The organism is Streptomyces shenzhenensis (assembly GCF_021462265.1).
In the GTDB taxonomy this organism is placed as follows: Bacteria; Actinomycetota; Actinomycetes; order Streptomycetales; family Streptomycetaceae; genus Streptomyces; species Streptomyces shenzhenensis.
Genome location: NZ_JAJONF010000001.1, coordinates 12636 through 29244, shown reverse-complemented (window position 1 = coordinate 29244; position 16609 = coordinate 12636). Strand labels below are relative to the sequence as shown.

The window sequence follows — 16609 nt, the reverse complement described above, 5'->3', positions numbered from 1 at the left end:
GCCACACAAGCCCCCGCACGGGGTTCACGGCGCTTGGAGCTGGGCTCGGGAGCCGCCTTAGAGGTCGACCTCCTTCATGAGCATCCCGACCTCGGTGTTGGACAGGCGGCGCAGCCAGCCCGACTTCTGGTCGCCGAGGGTGATCGGCCCGAAGGCGACCCGCACCAGCTTGTCGACCGGGAACCCGGCCTCGGCCAGCATGCGGCGCACGATGTGCTTGCGGCCCTCGTGCAGGGTGACCTCGACCAGGTAGTTCTTGCCGGTCTGCTCGACGACCCGGAAGTGGTCCGCGCGCGCGTACCCGTCCTCCAGCTGGATGCCGTCCTTGAGCTTCTTGCCCAGGTCGCGCGGGATCGGGCCGACGATGTGCGCGAGGTAGGTCTTCTTCACGCCGTACTTGGGATGGGTCAGCCGGTGGGCCAGCTCGCCGTGGTTGGTGAGCAGGATGACGCCCTCGGTCTCGGTGTCGAGCCGCCCCACGTGGAAGAGCCGGGTCTCCCGGTTGGTGACGTAGTCGCCGAGGCACTGCCGGCCGTCCGGGTCCTCCATGGTGGAGACCACGCCGGCCGGCTTGTTCAGCGAGAAGAACTGGTACGACTGCGTGGCGACCGTCAGCCCGTCGACCCTGACCTCGTCCTTCTCCGGGTCGACCCGCTTGCCCTGCTCCAGGACGATCTCGCCGTTGACCTCGACCCTGGCCTGCTCGATCAGCTCCTCGCAGGCCCGCCGGGAACCGTAGCCCGCGCGGGCGAGGACCTTCTGCAGCCGCTCGCCCTCCTGCTCGGCGCCCGGGAAGGTCTTGGGGAGCTTGACGTCCTTCCGGTCCGCGTACCGCTCCCGGTTGCGCTCCTCGGCGCGGGCGTCGTACTCACGGGAACTCGCCGGGGCCGTACGGCCGCGCCCGGTGCCCTGGCCCTGCCGGGGGCCGCCCTTGGCGCCGCCGCGCGCCGAGGCGCCCCGGCCCGACTTCGGGCCGTCCTGGGTGGCGCCGGGTCCCACGTCGTAGCGCCGCTCCTCCGGGCGCGGCTTCTTCGGCCGGCCGCCCTGCTTGTCGTCGCGGGCGTTCCCGGCGCCGCGGTGGTTACCGCGGCCACCGCTGCTCCCGCCGCGGCCGCCGCTGTTGCCACCACGGCTCCCGCCGTTGTTTCCGCTGCTGTTCCTGCCGCTGCTGCTTCGCATCAAAGTTCCGTCTTGTCGTCTGCGTCCTCGGAATCCGGAGCGTCCGGATCGAACGACGGCACACCCTCCTGGGTCTCGGCCTCGATCGCCTCCGCCTCCGGGAGGAAGGGCGCGAGCTCCGGGAGCTCGTCCAGGCCGCGCAGGCCCATCCGCTCCAGGAAGTAGTTCGTCGTCCTGTACAGGATCGCACCTGTTTCGGGTTCCGTGCCCGCCTCCTCGACCAGACCGCGCTGGAGCAGGGTGCGCATCACACCGTCGCAGTTGACCCCGCGTACGACGGAGACGCGGCTGCGGCTCACCGGCTGACGGTAGGCGACCACCGCGAGGGTCTCCAGGGCGGCCTGGGTGAGCCGGGCGGTCTGGCCCTCCAGGACCAGCCGCTCGACGGCGGGCGCGTACTCGCCGCGGGTGTAGAAACGCCAGCCGCCCGCGACGAACCGCAGCTCGAAGCCGCGGCCCTGCGCGGTGTACTCCTCCGCCAGCGCCCGCAGCGCCTTCGTGACCGTCTGCCTCGGCCGCTCCAGGAGCCTGGCCAGGTGCTCGGCGGTGGCGGGCTCGTCCACGACCATGAGCACCGCCTCCAGGGCAGGCTTGAGGTCGAGTTCGGCGACGGGCCGCAGCCCCGCCGGCAGCTCCGCGGTCTCCTCACTCACGCCTTCTCCTCCTTGGGCGGCTTGGGCGGCTCGGGCGGCCGGTCGAACTCGTCGGTGACCATCGGCCGGGTCTGCTCGTCGCCGCCGGTCCAGCGCACGATCAGGTCGCCGAGGGCGGTCTCCTGGTCGAGGGCGACGGCCTTCTCCCGGTACAGCTCGAGGAGCGCCAGGAAGCGGGCGACGACGGTGAGCGTGTTGTCGGTGTCCGCCACGAGCACCCGGAAGCTGGCCTCCCCCAGCTCCCGCAGCCGCGCGACCACGAACTGGGCCTGCTCCTGCACGCTGACCAGCGGGGCGTGAATGTGGTCGACGTACACCTGCGGCTTGGGCTTGGGCTGCATCGCCTTGACCGCGAGCCTGGCGAACCCCTCCGGCCCGATGCTGATGACGACCTCGGGCAACAGCTCGGCGAGATGCGGTTCGAGGCCGACGGTACGCGGCCAGCGGCGGGCCTCGTCGTCCAGGCGCCGGTTGAAGATGTCGGCGATCTGTTTGTACGCCCGGTACTGCAGCAGCCGCGCGAACAGCAGGTCGCGGGCCTCCAGCAGCGCCAGGTCGGCCTCGTCCTCGACCTCGGCGGCGGGCAGCAGCCGGGCGGCCTTCAGGTCGAGCAGAGTCGCCGCGACGACGAGGAACTCGGTGGTCTGGTCCAGGTCCCAGTCCGGCCCCATGGCCCGGATGTGCGCCATGAACTCGTCGGTCACCTTCGAGAGCGCGACCTCGGTGACGTCCAGCTTGTGCTTGGAGATCAACTGGAGGAGCAGGTCGAAGGGCCCCTCGAAGTTGGCGAGCCGGACCTTGAAGACGCCGTCGGGGGCTTCGGCGGCGCCGGGCTCCTCTACGGACCCGCTGCCGTTGGGGGCAGGCGTTCCGCCGGGCGACGGCGGTCCAACCGTGCGAGCGGAGTCGGGACTGGGGGAATGCGGGCCCAACGGCCCACCGGCCTCGACCGGGCCCGTGGCCTCAGCCGACGACGGCCCCCCGTCCACCGACGGCACCGCCTCCGGCGCCGGAGGCGAACCCCCCGGCCCCCGCCCCAGCGCACGCCGACGGCCGCCGGAAGAGGCACCGGAAGCGGGAACGCCGTTCGAGGTCATAGCCCCCGCAGGCTACCTCTACCGCCCGCGCAGCCGGCGTACGAGGATGCTCGCGTCCCCGCGGGACTCCAGGTCGGCCAGGACCACGGCGACCGCCTCACGGACGATCCGGCCCCGGTCCACGGCCAGCCCGTGCTCACCCCGGAGCACGAGACGGGCGTGCTCCAGGTCCATCAGCTCCTCGGCGGAGACGTACACGGTGATCTTCTCGTCGTGCCGCTCGCGCCCGCTGGGCCGCCGGGCGGGCGCCCGGCCACCGCGCTTGCGCGGCTGGGCGTCGGCGCCAGAACCTTCCTGCGCCCCCTGCCGGCGCGGGCCGGAGGGCGCCACCGTGGCCGACACCCCGCGGTTGCGGGACTCCCCGGCGTCGGCCGGCCCGGCCTCCGCCGCCACGTGCTCCGCGCCCTCGCCGTCGCCGCCCTGCACGGGCACCGACTGGGGCACGTCCCCGGCCGCCGCGGCCGCCGTCTCGTCGCTCTCCCCCGCGGGAGCCGGCACCCGGGCCTCGCCGTTGGCCGGGCGCCTGGGAGTGGACGGCTGCAGCGCCATCCCCCCGGTCGTACGGAACAGTTCGTCGGCCCCGGGCAGACTCACTCGGCGTGACACCGGGCGAGCACCTCCCTGGCGAGCTGGCGATAGGCGGCGGCACCGACGGAGTTGGAGGCGTACGTGGTGATCGGCTCGCCGGCGACCGTGGTCTCCGGGAAGCGGACCGTGCGGCCGATGACCGTGTGGTAGACGTGGTCGTCGAACGCCTCGACCACACGGGCCAGCACCTCACGGCTGTGGACCGTGCGCGAGTCGTACATGGTGGCGAGGATGCCGTCGAGCTCCAGCTCCGGGTTGAGCCGCTCCTGGACCTTCTCGATGGTCTCGGTCAGCAGGGCGACACCGCGCAGGGCGAAGAACTCGCATTCCAGCGGCACGATCACCTTGTGAGCGGCCGTCAGCGCGTTGACCGTGAGCAGGCCGAGCGAGGGCTGACAGTCGATCACGATGTAGTCGTAGTCGGGCAGCAGCGGCTTGAGGGCGCGCTGCAGCGTCGACTCGCGGGCGACCTCGGAGACCAGCTGGACCTCGGCGGCCGACAGGTCGATGTTGGAGGGCAGCAGGTCCATGTTGGGGACCGCGGTCTTCAGGAGGACCTCGTCGGCCGCCATGCCCCGCTCCATGAGCAGGTTGTAGACGGTGAGGTCGAGCTCCATCGGGTTGACGCCGAGACCGACCGACAGCGCGCCCTGCGGGTCGAAGTCCACGAGCAGCACCCGCCGGCCGTACTCCGCGAGCGCGGCACCCAGGTTGATGGTCGACGTGGTCTTGCCGACGCCGCCCTTCTGGTTGCACATCGCGATGATCGTCGCGGGGCCGTGACTGGTCACCGGGCCCGGGATCGGGAAGTACGGCAGCGGGCGACCGGTCGGGCCGACGCGCTCGCGGCGCTGGCGGGCAGCGTCGGGCGCGAGCGTGGCCGCGTACTCCGGATCGGGCTCGTACTCGGCGTCGGGGTCGTAGAAGTGCCCGTCGGGCAGTTCGTCGTAGTCGGCGAATTGGTTGTGGGGCGCGCCACTTCCGTCGCCGGCCATGGCGTTCACGTGATGGCCATCCATGCTCTGGTGTGCTGTCCGCGTGGTCAGCGGACTCTGGGCTGCTGCGAAGGTACGCACCGCGACGGAGCCGACAGCCTCGAACCCCGCGGGACCCTGGCCCCGTACCGGCATTCCTGGTTGACCACCCCCGGGAGAAAATGTCGACTCATTCACAAGTCGTCTTACCTCCTTGGTGACCAGGAAACTTCTAGACAGGTCAGCGTGGCACTATGCCGACGGTTGGCGACTCTATGGCGTGTCGGGCGTTGTCAGCAACACAATCCGCCGGACCCGGCAGGATGTGTCGGCAATGAAACATCCCGCTGTCAAGGGCGTACGGCCGTCGCACAGCAGGTTTCACCGGTGTACGAATCGGTCGAAGAGTTACGTTCGAGGCGAGTTGACCGCAAGTCGCAAAGTGACCATACACACATCCGGCCGGACCTTGTCGGGCAAGGTCCGGCCGGTTGTGCGCGATTGACGCGGCTTGTTGACGTATCGCCTTTACGAAAAGGTGACTTGCCGGTCGGGGCCGGCTCAGCCGATCAGCGTGTCGAGGTCCAGGTGCTCCAGGCCGTGCGCCTCGGCGACCTCCTTGTAAACCACCTTGCCGTCATGGGTGTTGAGACCCTTGGCGAGCGCGGCGTCCCGGCGCAGCGCCTCCGCCCAGCCGTTGTCCGCGAGCGACACGATGTACGGCAGCGTGGCGTTGGTGAGCGCGTAGGTGGAGGTGTTGGGCACCGCGCCGGGCATGTTGGCGACGCAGTAGAAGACCGACTCGTGAACCTTGAAGGTCGGCTCGGCGTGGGTGGTGGGGCGGGAGTCCTCGAAGCAGCCGCCCTGGTCGATCGCGATGTCGACAAGGACACTTCCCGGCTTCATCCGGGAGACCAGCTCGTTGGTGACGAGCTTCGGGGCCTTGGCGCCCGGGATGAGCACGGCGCCGATCACGAGGTCGGCCTCCAGGCAGGCCTTCTCCAGCTCGAAGGCGTTGGACATGACGGCCTTGACCTTGGTGCCGAAGATCCGGTCGGCCTCGCGCAGCTTGTTGATGTCGCGGTCGAGCAGGGTCACGTCGAAGCCCATGCCGATGGCGATCTGCACGGCGTTCCAGCCGGAGACGCCGCCGCCGATGACGACGGCCTTGGCGGGCAGCACACCGGGGACTCCGCCGGGCAGGACGCCACGGCCGCCGGCGGCGCGCATCAGGTGGTAGGCGCCGACCTGCGGGGCCAGCCGGCCGGCCACCTCGGACATGGGCGCGAGCAGCGGGAGCGCGCGGCTCGGCAGCTCGACGGTCTCGTAGGCGATCGCCGTGGTGCCGGACTCCAGGAGGGCGTCCGTGCACTCCTTGGACGCGGCCAGATGCAGGTAGGTGAAGAGGGTCTGGTCCTTGCGGAGGCGGTGGTACTCCTCCGCGATCGGCTCCTTGACCTTCAGCAGCAGGTCGGCGGTGGCCCACACCTCGTCGGCGGTGTCCAGGATCGAGGCACCGGCGGCCACGTACTCGTCGTCGGGGATCGACGAGCCGAGACCGGCGCCGCGCTCGATGACGACCTGGTGGCCGTGCCGCACCAGCTCGTGCACGCCGGCCGGGGTGATGGCCACCCGGAACTCGTTGTTCTTGATTTCGCGGGGGATGCCGACCTTCACGTCGATCACGGTCCTTGGCTCAGGGGGTGTGTGGGGGCATAGCTGCACATACCCGGCATGCATCCGCATACCAGGAGACACCGCGGAAGAACCGGCGGCAGAGCCAGTTTAATGAAGGCGTTCCGGCTGTCTAGCCTTTCATTGCATCAATCTTCGCCGGATGCACTACGGATTTCGTAGGCGTTAGCGCCGTGTTCCAGGTCGGAGTCGGGGTCCGAGGGCCCCACGGGCTCCACAGGCTCCTCACCCAGCATGCGCTCGGCGGCCGACCGGTGCAGGCTCGCGGCGGTGAAGTCGCCCAGGCGCTCCAGCGTGTCGGCGAGCCGCAACTGGAGCGCCGCCTGGAGCCGGGCGTCCTCGGCGCGGCGTGCCCACTCGACCGCCTCCTGGCAGGTGCGCAGCGACTCCTCGGGCCGTCCGGCGTACTCCTGGACCCGGGCAAGCTCGCTCAACGCCCGTGCCTGGGCGGGCACATCGCCGTTCTTGCGATGGCCGGAAACAGCCGCCCGCCAGGCCCGCAGCGCCTCGCCGTACCGGCCCGCGTAGGTGTGCGCGCCGGCGATACGGCCGTAGAGCCGGGCCTCCTCGGCGCGCTCGCCGCGGGCCAGGCGCTCGGCGAGCGCGCGGCCGAACCAGTCGGCGGCCCGGTCGTAGTCCCCCAGCTCCTGGTACGCGCCACCTACGGATTCCATTGCGCGACCGGTCGCGTACGGGTCATGCGCGCGGCGTCCGGCGTCCAGCGCGGACCGGTAGCGCACCAGAGCGGCCGCGGTACGGCCCGTCTGCGCGTCCAGGTCGCCGAGGTTCAGCAGCGCGGCGGCCTGCTCGCGGTGCAGCCCGCGGCGCCGGGCGACGTCGAGGACCAGCCCGTGGATGCCGTACAGGTCGGGAGCCGCGGCCTGGGTGCCGAGGTGCGCCACCATGGCCTTGACCAGCTGCGCCATCAGACGGCGGGCCAGCGTGTCGAGCTCGCCGTCGGCGACCGCCGCGCGGGCGGCGGCCAGCAGGGCCGGGCGCCGGGCGCACAGCCAGTCGGCGGCGGCCCGGGGGGTGGGGAAGCGCAGCTCGCGGGGCAGGGCCTGGAGCTTCTCACGGGCCTGCGGGTTGTCGGTCTCGGTGATCGCCCGGCAGGACTGCAGCAGCCGTACGGTGCGCTCCAGCATCCGGGCGCGGGCCAGCTGGAGCTCCCCGGCCCGCTCCCGGCTCTCGGCCAGGGCCCTCAGCAGCGGGTGCAGGCAGCCGGGGACCTCGTACTGGGGCAGCGGGGAGGCCAGGGGGTGCAGCAGGCCCAGGCGGACCAGCTCGTCCAGGGCGGTGCGGGCGGTGTCGACCGAGCAGCCGGCGAGCGCGGAGGCGGTGTGCGGGTCGGCCAGGCCGGCCGGGGCCAGGCTGAGCAGGCGCAGTATCCGCGCGTGCTGGGCCGGCAGCTGGTCGTGCGCGAACCGGAAGACCCGGGCCAGCACGGTGCCGTCGTCCGGCTCCGCGTGCAGCCGTTTGGCGAGGTCGGAGACGGCCGTCTGGGGGCGGGCGGCGAGCCAGCCGCCGGCCAGGGCGAGCGCGGCGGGCTGCGCCTGGCACGCCTCGACCAGCGACTCGGCGGACCGGGGGTCGACGGTGATGCGGACCGAGCCGGTGTACCGGCTGAGCAGTTCCACGGCCGACTTGGTGTCCAGGCCGCCCAGGGTGCACGGGCGGACGTCCGAGATGCCGGTGAGCGGGCCGCCGGAGACGGCGACGGCCAGGCAGTCCGCGGTGTCGGGGAGCAGGACGTCGACCTCTTCGGCGCCGGGCGCGTCGTCGAGCAGGAGCAGCATCCGGCGTTTGGCCAGGGCGGTGCGCAGGGCGTGCGTGAGGTCGTCCGCGGCGGCGCCGGCCGGGGTGGGCAGCCGCAGGGCGGTGAGGAGGTCGCGGGCGGTGCGCTCGACGGGGACCGGGGTGCCGTCGGGCTCGGCGAGGCGGGCGCGCAGCACCCCGTCGGGATAGTCGGCGGCGACCTGCCGGACGAATTCCTCGGCGAGGGCGGTGCGGCCGGACCCGGGTCGGCCGGCGATCAGCAGTACCCGGGCGCGGGCGGCCTTGCGGCCGGCGATGGTGTCCAGGCCCGCACGCTCGATGTCGGCGCGCAGTTCCTTCAACTCCCTTGTGCGGCCCAGGAACCGGTCGTCCGTGGCCGCGGGCGCCGGCCGCCGTGCGCCGCCTGTGTCCACCGCCTGATCCGTCACGGGCCACACTCCCGTCCCACCGCACACGCAGGCCCGCCGGGGCTCCGGTTCGGGCGTTTCGGCTCAATCGCGTCGAGCCTAGTTCACGTGCACGGACGTTCCGGGCGGAGCACGGCGGGCGCATCGCCCGATCGGATCAGGCGATGGTCACACCGGGTCGCCCGATCGGTGGTTCAGGACTCGAAGGGGCGGGCCGGCCAGGGCGCGTCGGCCGGCCGCAGCGCGTCGAGACCGTCGCCCGTGCGGGCGGCGACCAGCGAGAGTACGCCTGTCACCAGGCAGTTGTTGTGCAGATCGCCGGCGAGGAGCAGGCGCACCAGCTCGTCGACCGGCACGCGCGCGTACTCCAGGTCGGTCTCCTCGTGCTCCGACGCGAAACGCTCGCCGTCGGCCTCGGACAGGTCACGGGCCAGGAAGATCCGCACCGCCTCGTCGCAGCCGCCGGGGGTGGTGTACAGGTCGGTCAGCACCCGCCAGTCCTCGGCCTTGACGTGCGCCTCCTCGTACAGCTCGCGCTGGGCCGCGTGCAGCGGGTTCTCGCCGGGGACGTCGAGCAGGCCGGCCGGGATCTCCCAGAGCTTCTGCCGGACCGGGTGCCGGTACTGGCGGATGAGCAGCACCCGGTCCTCCCCGTCGAGGGCGAGGACGGCGACCGAGCCGGGGTGCACCTGGTAGTCACGGCGGACCACCGAACCGTCGGGCATGACCACCTCGTCCGTGCGGACCGAGGTCTTGTTGCCCACGAAGGGGGTCTCCGTCGCCCGGATCTCCCACTCCTCGGGGGTGTCCTTGATCGTCATGCCGTGCCGCCCTTCCGCGTGCCTGCCACGTGCAGAAAAGAAAACCGGGGTACGCGCCTTTGAAGGTTTGCACCCCGGCCACCGTACAACCGGTGTGTTACTTCGAACTCTCCTGCTCGACGGCGCCCTGCTGACGCGCGACCGCGGCCTTCACCAGGCCCGCGAAGAGCGGGTGCGGGCGGGTCGGGCGGGAGCGCAGTTCCGGGTGGGCCTGGGTGGCGACCAGGTAGGGGTGGACGTCGCGCGGGTACTCGACGTACTCGACGAGCTTGCCGTCCGGAGAGGTGCCGGAGAACAGGATGCCGGCCTTCTTCTCCAGTTCCGCGCGGTAGGCGTTGTTCACCTCGTAGCGGTGGCGGTGCCGCTCCTCGACGTACTCCTTGCCGTCGTACACCTCACGCACGATGGAGCCCTCGGCCAGCTTGGCCGGGTACATGCCGAGGCGCATGGTGCCGCCCATGTCGCCCTCGCCGGCGACGATGTCGAGCTGCTCGGCCATGGTGGAGATGACGGGATGACCGGTGGCCGGGTCGAACTCGGTGGAGTTGGCGTCCGGGATGCCTGCCAGGTGGCGGGCGGCCTCGATCACGATGCACTGCAGGCCGAGGCAGAGGCCGAGCAGCGGGATCCTGTTCTCGCGGGCGTAGCGGATGGCGCCGACCTTGCCGAGCACACCGCGGTCACCGAAGCCGCCCGGGATGCAGATGCCGTCGACGTCGGAGAGCTGCGCCGCGGCGCCGGCCTGGGTCTTGCAGTCGTCCGACGTCACCCACTTGATCTTCACGCGGGCCTTGTTGGCGAAGCCGCCGGCGCGCAGCGCCTCGGTGACCGAGAGGTAGGCGTCGGGCAGGTCGATGTATTTGCCGACCAGCGCGAGGGTGACCTCGTGGTCGGGGTTGTGGACGCGGTCGAGCAGGTCGTCCCAGGTCCGCCAGTCCACGTCCCGGAACGGCAGGTCCAGCTTGCGGACGACATACGCGTCCAGGCCCTCGCCGTGCACGGTCTTCGGGATGTCGTAGATCGAGCGGGCGTCCGGGCAGGCCACGACCGCGGCCTCGTCGACGTCGCACATCAGCGAGATCTTGCGCTTGATGGCGGTGGGGACCTCGCGGTCGCAGCGCAGGACGATCGCGTCCGGCTGGATACCGATGTTGCGCAGGGCGGCCACGGAGTGCTGGGTGGGCTTGGTCTTCAGCTCGCCGGAGGGCCCGATGTAGGGCAGCAGCGAGATGTGAACCACGAAGACGTTGTCCCGGCCGACCTCGTGGCGGACCTGGCGGACCGTCTCCAGGAACGGCAGCGACTCGATGTCGCCGACCGTGCCGCCGACCTCGGTGATGACGACGTCGACCTCGTCGGTGGCCATGCGGCGGATGCGGTGCTTGATCTCGTTGGTGATGTGCGGGATGACCTGGACCGTGTCGCCCAGGTACTCGCCACGCCGTTCCTTCGCGATCACCGTCGAATAGACCTGACCTGTGGTGACGTTGGCGGAGCCGTCCAGGTCGCGGTCGAGGAAACGCTCGTAGTGGCCGATGTCCAGGTCGGTCTCGGCACCGTCGTTGGTGACGAACACCTCACCGTGCTGGAAGGGGTTCATCGTGCCCGGGTCGACGTTCAGGTACGGGTCGAGCTTCTGCATCACGACGCGCAGGCCCCGGGCCTTGAGCAGCATGCCCAGGCTGGAGGCCGTCAGGCCCTTGCCGAGCGAGGAGGCGACACCCCCGGTGACGAAGATGTGCTTGGTCGTCGTAGCTGTGCTCGATCGAAAAGCATGCGGCGGCATGGCCAAGAGGGGGCTCCCGTGGTCGCGATCTGTCGTGCGGTACGGCTGCCGTCCGGGAGTTTCCGGGGGTGGGGCCGTCGCTGCGGTTCGGGGGTTTCGTGCCCACCGGTCCACGGGCTACCAGGGTATCAGCGCCGCGCGGGGATGGCTTCCGGCCACACTCCGTGCACACGTCGGCACGGACGTAGGGTCTGTCTTACCGGCTTTTCACTCAGGGCTCACCCGTTCGGCCCGCACCGGTTGCCCGGAGCGGCACGCAGATCATCTACGTGCGTCGTATCCTGCTCGGACACTCGCTGCCGAGCCCGACCGGAGAACACGGCACACCCCCGCCCGTCACTCCCGGAACACGAGAGCCTGGCAGTTCGTTGAGCTGTGACTGTCGTTTTGCCTCAGGGCACGGCGGCCTGCTTTGCTTCACCGCTCAACGACGCATAACAACAACCCCCCCCTTGACCGCACTAGCGACAGCCCCCTTCTGTCTGGGGGTGACGTGGCCGTTCGACTGGAGTTGCACGTGGCCGGGCGCATCGAAGATTACGCACTCATCGGAGACATGCAGACCGCCGCTCTGGTCTGCCGGGACGGCACAGTGGACTGGTTGTGCCTGCCCCGCTTCGACTCGCATGCCATCTTCGCCGGTCTGCTCGGCACGGAGGAACACGGCTTCTGGCGGCTCGGCCCGGCGCACGCGGCCGACTCCCAGCCCCCGACCGCGTCGCGCCGCACCTACCGGGGCGACTCGCTGATCCTGGAGTCGGAGTGGGACACCCCGCGCGGCACGGTCCGGGTGACCGACTTCATGCCCCCGCGTGACGGCGCGCCCCAGCTGATCCGCATCGTCGAGGGCGTCACCGGCCGGGTGCCGATGCGCTCGGTGCTGCGGATGCGGTTCTCCTACGGCCGGGTCGTCCCGTGGGTGCACAAGCACGACGGCCGTACGGTCGCCGTCGCGGGCCCCGACTCGGTGTGGTTCGACACCTCGGCGGAGACCTACGGAAAGTCGCTGACCACCTACGCCGACTTCACCGTGGCCCCCGGCGACCGGATCGCGTTCACGATCTCGTGGCAGCCCTCGCACAAGGAGGCGCCGCCGCTGCCGGAGCCGGAGCAGTCGCTGGAGGCGACCGAGGACTTCTGGCGGGAGTGGGTCGAGCAGTGCACGTACCACGGGCCCTACCGGGAGGCCGTGATCCGCTCCCTGATCACGCTGAAGGCCCTGACGTACGCCCCCACGGGCGGCATCGTCGCCGCGCCCACCACCTCCCTGCCCGAGGACATCGGCGGCGTCCGCAACTGGGACTATCGCTACACCTGGCTCCGCGACGCGGCCATCACCCTTACCTCGCTGCTGCGCACCGGCTACCGCGAGGAGGCCCGCGCCTGGCGCGAGTGGCTGCTGCGCGCGGTCGCCGGCGACCCCGAGAACCTGCAGATCATGTACGGCATCGCCGGTGAGCGCGAGCTGGGCGAGGCCGAGCTGGACTGGCTGCCCGGCTACGCGAACTCGGCGCCGGTCCGGGTCGGCAACGGCGCCGCCCACCAGCTCCAGCTGGACGTCTACGGCGAGGTCACCGAGGCCCTGCACCTGGCCCACATGACCGGCCTCGCCCGCAACGACTACGCGTCCCTCCTGCAGCTCAAGCTCATCCGCTACCTGGAGGACCACTGGGACGAGCCGGACGAGGGCATCTGGGAGGTGCGCGGGCCGCGCCGGCACTTCGTGCACTCCAAGGTGATGGCCTGGGTCGCCGTCGACCGCACCATCAAGCTCATCGAGTCCGGGGACGCGGACGGCCCGCTGGAGCGCTGGAAGGAGCTGCGCGACGACATCCACCGGGACGTGTGCGAGCGGGGCTACGACAAGGAACGCAACACCTTCACCCAGTCGTACGGCTCCCAGGAGCTGGACGCCTCGCTGCTGCTCATCCCCCAGATGGGGTTCCTGCCGCCGGACGACAAGCGGGTCATCGGCACCATCGAGGCGATCCAGCGGGAGCTGTCCACGTCGGACGGCTTCATCCTGCGCTACCCGACCGCGGGCGGCGACGAGGGTGTGGACGGGCTGCCCGGTGACGAGGGGGCCTTCCTGGCGTGCTCGTTCTGGATGGCCGACGACCTCGCGATGATCGGGCGCGTCGACGAGGCCCGCAAGCTGTTCGAGAAGCTGCTCGCGCTGCGGAACGACCTCGGTCTGCTGGCGGAGGAGTGGGATCCGCGGCTGAAGCGGCAGGTGGGGAACTTCCCGCAGGCGTTCAGTCATGTGCCGTTGATCGACACGGCGCTTCGGCTCACGGCTTCGGGGGCGTACGGGGGGTAACCGCCAGCGGGTCGCGGCCGTCGTCGGCCGCGGGCGCGTGGCGGCCGGCCGCGCCCGCGCGGCGGCAGCCGCATGCCGGACAGGGCCGCGCCCCTGAGAGGGGGCGCGCTGCTGCCTAGGCTGGGAAGCATGCCCCTGTCGAAGGCGCGCACGGCCCTCGCCGAGCTTCGGGAGGACCTCCTCGGCGATGTGTTCGCGCCGGGGGATCCGGGGTACGACGCGGCCCGTGCCGTCTTCAACGGCATGATCGACCGGTATCCGGCCGTGATCGCCCGGTGCGTGGACGACGTCGACGTGGTCCGTGCCGTGCGGTTCGGGCGGGAGCTGGACCTGAAGATCGCGGTCCGCGGCGGTGGGCACGGCGTGGCGGGGGCGGGAGCCGGGGACGGGGCGCTCGTGGTGGACCTGCGCCGGATGCACGAGGTGACCGTCGACCCGGCGGCGAAGGCCGTACGCGTACAGGGCGGGGCCACCATCGGCCATCTGGACCGGGCGACCCGGCCCTACGGCCTCGCCACCCCCGGTGGCCGGGTCTCCACCACCGGGGTCGGCGGCTTCGTGCTCGGTGGCGGGTCGGGCTGGCTGGACCGTGCCTTCGGCCTGGCTGTCGACAACCTGATCGGCGTGGAGCTGGTGACCGCCGACGCGGAGCGCGTGCATGCCGGTGCCGGCGAGAACCCGGAGCTGTTCTGGGCCCTGCACGGCGGCGGCGGGAACTTCGGCGTCGCCACCGCGCTCACCCTCGCACTGCACGAGCTGCCGGTGTTCTCGGCCGCGCTGCTGCGCTACCCGCGGTCCTGCGGCCCGGACGTGGTCCGCGCCTTCCGCGAGGTGATCCGCACCGGCCCTGACGAGGCGGGCGGCGCGGTGCTGCACCTCGCCGGGGCCGCGCCGGGGTGCGCCGCCCTGGTGACCTACCTGGGCGGTACGGAGGGCCTGTACGAGGTCGCCGAGCCGCTGCTGGCGCTGCCGCACGCGGCGCGGGCCGTCGGCCCGCTGCCCTACAGCGCGGTGCAGGGCATGCTCGACCTGCCTGCCGGGCTGCGGAACCACTGGTCGGCCGAGTGCCTGGCCGACCTGCCCGAGGAGGCGGTGAACGCCTGGTGCGGCGGCGCGGAGGGCATGCCGGTGCCCACCGCCAGCCGGCAGCTGCTGTTCCCGCTGGGCGGCGCGATCGCCTCCGGACCGGGCCAGTACCCGGTGCCGTACCGGAGCGCGGCCTGGGTGGCGCACCCGGCCGGGATCTGGGCGGACCCGGGCGACGACGAACGGGTGATCGGGTGGGTGCGGGGCGCCGGTGCCGGGGTCCGGCCGTGGTCCACCGGCGCGGTCTGCCTGGACCTCGTCGGTGACGAGGGCCCGGAGCGGGTGCGCGCCGGGCTGGGCGTGGGAAACGCGCTGCGGCTCGGCAAGGTGAAGCGGCGGTGGGACCCCGACAACGTCTTCCGCTTCAACCACAACATCACACCGCTCTGAGCGGCCCTGGTGAAGTGCGCCGCGGTTCGGCAGCGCCCTGAAGGGCGCGGGTGCCGATGTGCGGCTCCGCCGCGTGGGCGCGACCAGCCACCACGGCGCCGCAGACGCTCGGCGGTCCCTCGCCGCACCGCGAGCGGAGCGCTTGGCGGGAAGTCGCCGTGAAGGCGTTCGCCCAGGTAGCGTCCGCTCCATGGACAGCAGTACGGGCAGTGGGCCCGACAACCAGGGCGCCGGGATCACCGTACGGCGGGCACTGGAGCTGCCCACGCTGCGCAGCGGGCTCCCGGAGATCCTGGCGGGCGCCGACCGGCTGGGCCGCACCGTGCGCTGGGTGCACGCGGGCGAGGTGCCGAACATCGCCTCGCTGCTGAAGGGCGGCGAACTGCTGCTGACCACCGGCTACGGCCTGGGCACCCGGCCGACCGACCAGCGGGCGTTCGTCCGCACGCTCGCCGAGCGGGGCATCGCCGCCCTGGTGGTGGAGCTGGGCGCCCGGTTCGACCGGCTGCCCGCCACCCTCGTGGACACCGCCCGCGCGACCGGGCTGCCGCTGGTCGTGCTGCACCGCGAGGTGCCGTTCGTGACGGTGACGGAGGAGATCCACACCGAGATCGTCAACCACCACTACGCGCTCCTCCAGCGCGCCGAGGAGGTGCACCGCCGCTGCACCGAGGCCCTGCTGGGCGGCGGCGGGGTGCCGCAGGTGCTGGCGATCCTGGCCGACTTCAGCGGCAACCCCGTCTTCCTGGAGACCGCCGACGGCCAGTTGCTGTACGCGGCCGGGGCGGGGCCCGAGGGAGCGGATCCGCTCCAGGTGTGGGAGGGGCTGCGCGGCCAGCGCAAGAACGCGCCGCCGCCGGCCGGGGCGGTGCTGGTGGACGTGCCGGGCGGCGGCCCGGGAGCGGGGTCGGTGCGTGCCCGGCTGGTCCTGCTTCCGGTCCGCGGCCCGCTCGCGCCCGTGCACCGGATCGCCGCCGAACGCGCCGCCGGCGTCCTGGCCGTCGTGCTGATGCAGGCCCGCCAGGAGGAGGAGCTGGCGGCGCGCGGGCGCGGCGACTTCCTGACCGACCTCGCCGAGGGCCGGATCAGCGCGGAGGACGCCCCGGCGCAGGCCCGGGTGCTCGGCTTCAAGCCCGGCGGCAGTCCGCTGCTGCCGATGGTCATGCGGATCGGCGACTCCCTGCCCCCGGGCGGGGGGTGGGCGATGCTGGCCCGCGCGGTCGGCGAGGAACTGGCGGCCGTGGGCGTGCCCGTCCTGCTGGGCGTACGACCGGTCGAGGGCCGGGTGCCCCTGCTCGTGGGCCTGCGCTCGGAGGCGGAGCGGACGACGGTCGCGGACCGGGTCGCGGCGGCGCTCAGGGCGGGGGTGGAGCGCGCCGGGATACAGCGCGCCGGAGCCGCGCCCCCGGTCGTGGTGGTCGGGGTGGCCGGCGGCTGGGCGGCGGCGTCGGCGGGACTGCGGCACGCGGCCGAGACGGCCACAGCGGCCCAGGGCCTCTCCGGCCGGGCCTGGTACGACGCCCGCCGTCTCGACATCGACCTCCTGCTGTGGCGGCTGCGCGACCACCCCGACCTGGCGGCCTTCGTGGACCGCGCGATCGGCCCGCTGCGCGACCACGACCGCCGCTCCAAGCCGCCGCTGCTGCCCACCCTGGAGACCTACCTGGCACACGCGGGCCGCAAGGCGGAGACGGCCCGGGAGCTCCACCTCAACCGGCAGACCCTCTACAACCGCCTCGCCCGCATCGGGGAGTTGCTGGGCACCGACCTCGACGACCCGCAGGTGGTGCTGGCGTTGAGCCTGGCGCTGAGAGCGCGAAGGCATGTGCCCTAGGAG

12 protein-coding genes are annotated in these 16609 nt (G+C 72.2%); 3 read left to right on the top strand and 9 right to left on the bottom strand.

Features of this window, described 5'->3' with window-relative positions; translation table 11 throughout:
- Nucleotides 1-57: 57 nt before the first annotated feature.
- The 9 genes from LQ326_RS00125 to pyrG form a co-directional block, all read right to left on the bottom strand.
- Nucleotides 58-1179, bottom strand: a complete 1122-nt coding sequence (locus LQ326_RS00125) for a pseudouridine synthase (RefSeq protein ID WP_234531248.1) — start codon at nucleotides 1177-1179, stop codon at nucleotides 58-60.
- A complete protein-coding gene (gene scpB, locus LQ326_RS00120) occupies nucleotides 1179-1832 on the bottom strand; it encodes an SMC-Scp complex subunit ScpB (RefSeq protein WP_181809513.1) in 654 nt (217 codons plus the stop codon). The genes LQ326_RS00125 and scpB overlap by 1 nt, the downstream gene beginning before the upstream one ends.
- Nucleotides 1829-2929: a segregation and condensation protein A gene (locus LQ326_RS00115; protein WP_234531244.1), complete on the bottom strand. Its 1101-nt coding sequence runs from the start codon at nucleotides 2927-2929 to the stop codon at nucleotides 1829-1831. Before LQ326_RS00115 ends, scpB begins: the two co-directional genes overlap by 4 nt.
- An 18-nt stretch (nucleotides 2930-2947) precedes the next feature.
- On the bottom strand, nucleotides 2948-3535 hold the full coding sequence (locus LQ326_RS00110) for a hypothetical protein (RefSeq protein ID WP_234531243.1): 588 nt from the start codon (nucleotides 3533-3535) through the stop codon (nucleotides 2948-2950).
- Nucleotides 3520-4647 (bottom strand): ParA family protein, encoded by a 1128-nt coding sequence (locus tag LQ326_RS00105; RefSeq protein ID WP_181808434.1) that lies wholly within the window; start codon nucleotides 4645-4647, stop codon nucleotides 3520-3522. Before LQ326_RS00105 ends, LQ326_RS00110 begins: the two co-directional genes overlap by 16 nt.
- Nucleotides 4648-5052: 405 nt before the next feature.
- Entirely contained in the window at nucleotides 5053-6177 is a 1125-nt protein-coding gene (gene ald / locus LQ326_RS00100) for an alanine dehydrogenase (RefSeq protein WP_234531242.1), read from the bottom strand.
- Between the two features lie 137 nt (nucleotides 6178-6314).
- Entirely contained in the window at nucleotides 6315-8390 is a 2076-nt protein-coding gene (locus LQ326_RS00095; protein WP_234531241.1) for a tetratricopeptide repeat protein, read from the bottom strand.
- A gap of 173 nt (nucleotides 8391-8563) precedes the next feature.
- Nucleotides 8564-9190, bottom strand: coding sequence for an NUDIX domain-containing protein (locus LQ326_RS00090; protein WP_234531239.1), 627 nt, complete (start codon nucleotides 9188-9190; stop codon nucleotides 8564-8566).
- A gap of 97 nt (nucleotides 9191-9287) precedes the next feature.
- Nucleotides 9288-10976: a CTP synthase gene (gene pyrG, locus LQ326_RS00085; RefSeq protein ID WP_181806619.1), complete on the bottom strand. Its 1689-nt coding sequence runs from the start codon at nucleotides 10974-10976 to the stop codon at nucleotides 9288-9290.
- Nucleotides 10977-11493: 517 nt separating this feature from the next.
- On the opposite strand from pyrG, the gene LQ326_RS00080 reads away from it, so the two are divergent.
- From LQ326_RS00080 to LQ326_RS00070, 3 genes are all read left to right on the top strand, one after another.
- Nucleotides 11494-13296, top strand: a complete 1803-nt coding sequence (locus tag LQ326_RS00080) for a glycoside hydrolase family 15 protein (RefSeq protein ID WP_234531238.1) — start codon at nucleotides 11494-11496, stop codon at nucleotides 13294-13296.
- A 129-nt stretch (nucleotides 13297-13425) separates the two neighbouring features.
- Complete coding sequence (locus tag LQ326_RS00075) at nucleotides 13426-14772, top strand: FAD-binding oxidoreductase (RefSeq protein ID WP_234531236.1); 1347 nt, start codon at nucleotides 13426-13428, stop codon at nucleotides 14770-14772.
- A 190-nt stretch (nucleotides 14773-14962) separates the two neighbouring features.
- Nucleotides 14963-16606: a PucR family transcriptional regulator gene (locus LQ326_RS00070; RefSeq protein WP_234531234.1), complete on the top strand. Its 1644-nt coding sequence runs from the start codon at nucleotides 14963-14965 to the stop codon at nucleotides 16604-16606.
- The last annotated feature ends 3 nt before the right edge of the window (nucleotides 16607-16609 follow it).

What these genes read in the sequence shown, in the direction of transcription:
- LQ326_RS00090 (WP_234531239.1), bottom strand. Translation starts at nt 9,190, where the DNA reads ATGACGATCAAGGACACCCCCGAGGAGTGGGAGATCCGGGCGACGGAG.
- LQ326_RS00075 (WP_234531236.1), top strand. Translation starts at nt 13,426, where the DNA reads ATGCCCCTGTCGAAGGCGCGCACGGCCCTCGCCGAGCTTCGGGAGGAC.
- LQ326_RS00115 (WP_234531244.1), bottom strand. Translation starts at nt 2,929, where the DNA reads ATGACCTCGAACGGCGTTCCCGCTTCCGGTGCCTCTTCCGGCGGCCGT.
- pyrG (WP_181806619.1), bottom strand. Translation starts at nt 10,976, where the DNA reads ATGCCGCCGCATGCTTTTCGATCGAGCACAGCTACGACGACCAAGCAC.
- LQ326_RS00105 (WP_181808434.1), bottom strand. Translation starts at nt 4,647, where the DNA reads ATGCCGGTACGGGGCCAGGGTCCCGCGGGGTTCGAGGCTGTCGGCTCC.
- LQ326_RS00125 (WP_234531248.1), bottom strand. Translation starts at nt 1,179, where the DNA reads ATGCGAAGCAGCAGCGGCAGGAACAGCAGCGGAAACAACGGCGGGAGC.
- LQ326_RS00070 (WP_234531234.1), top strand. Translation starts at nt 14,963, where the DNA reads ATGGACAGCAGTACGGGCAGTGGGCCCGACAACCAGGGCGCCGGGATC.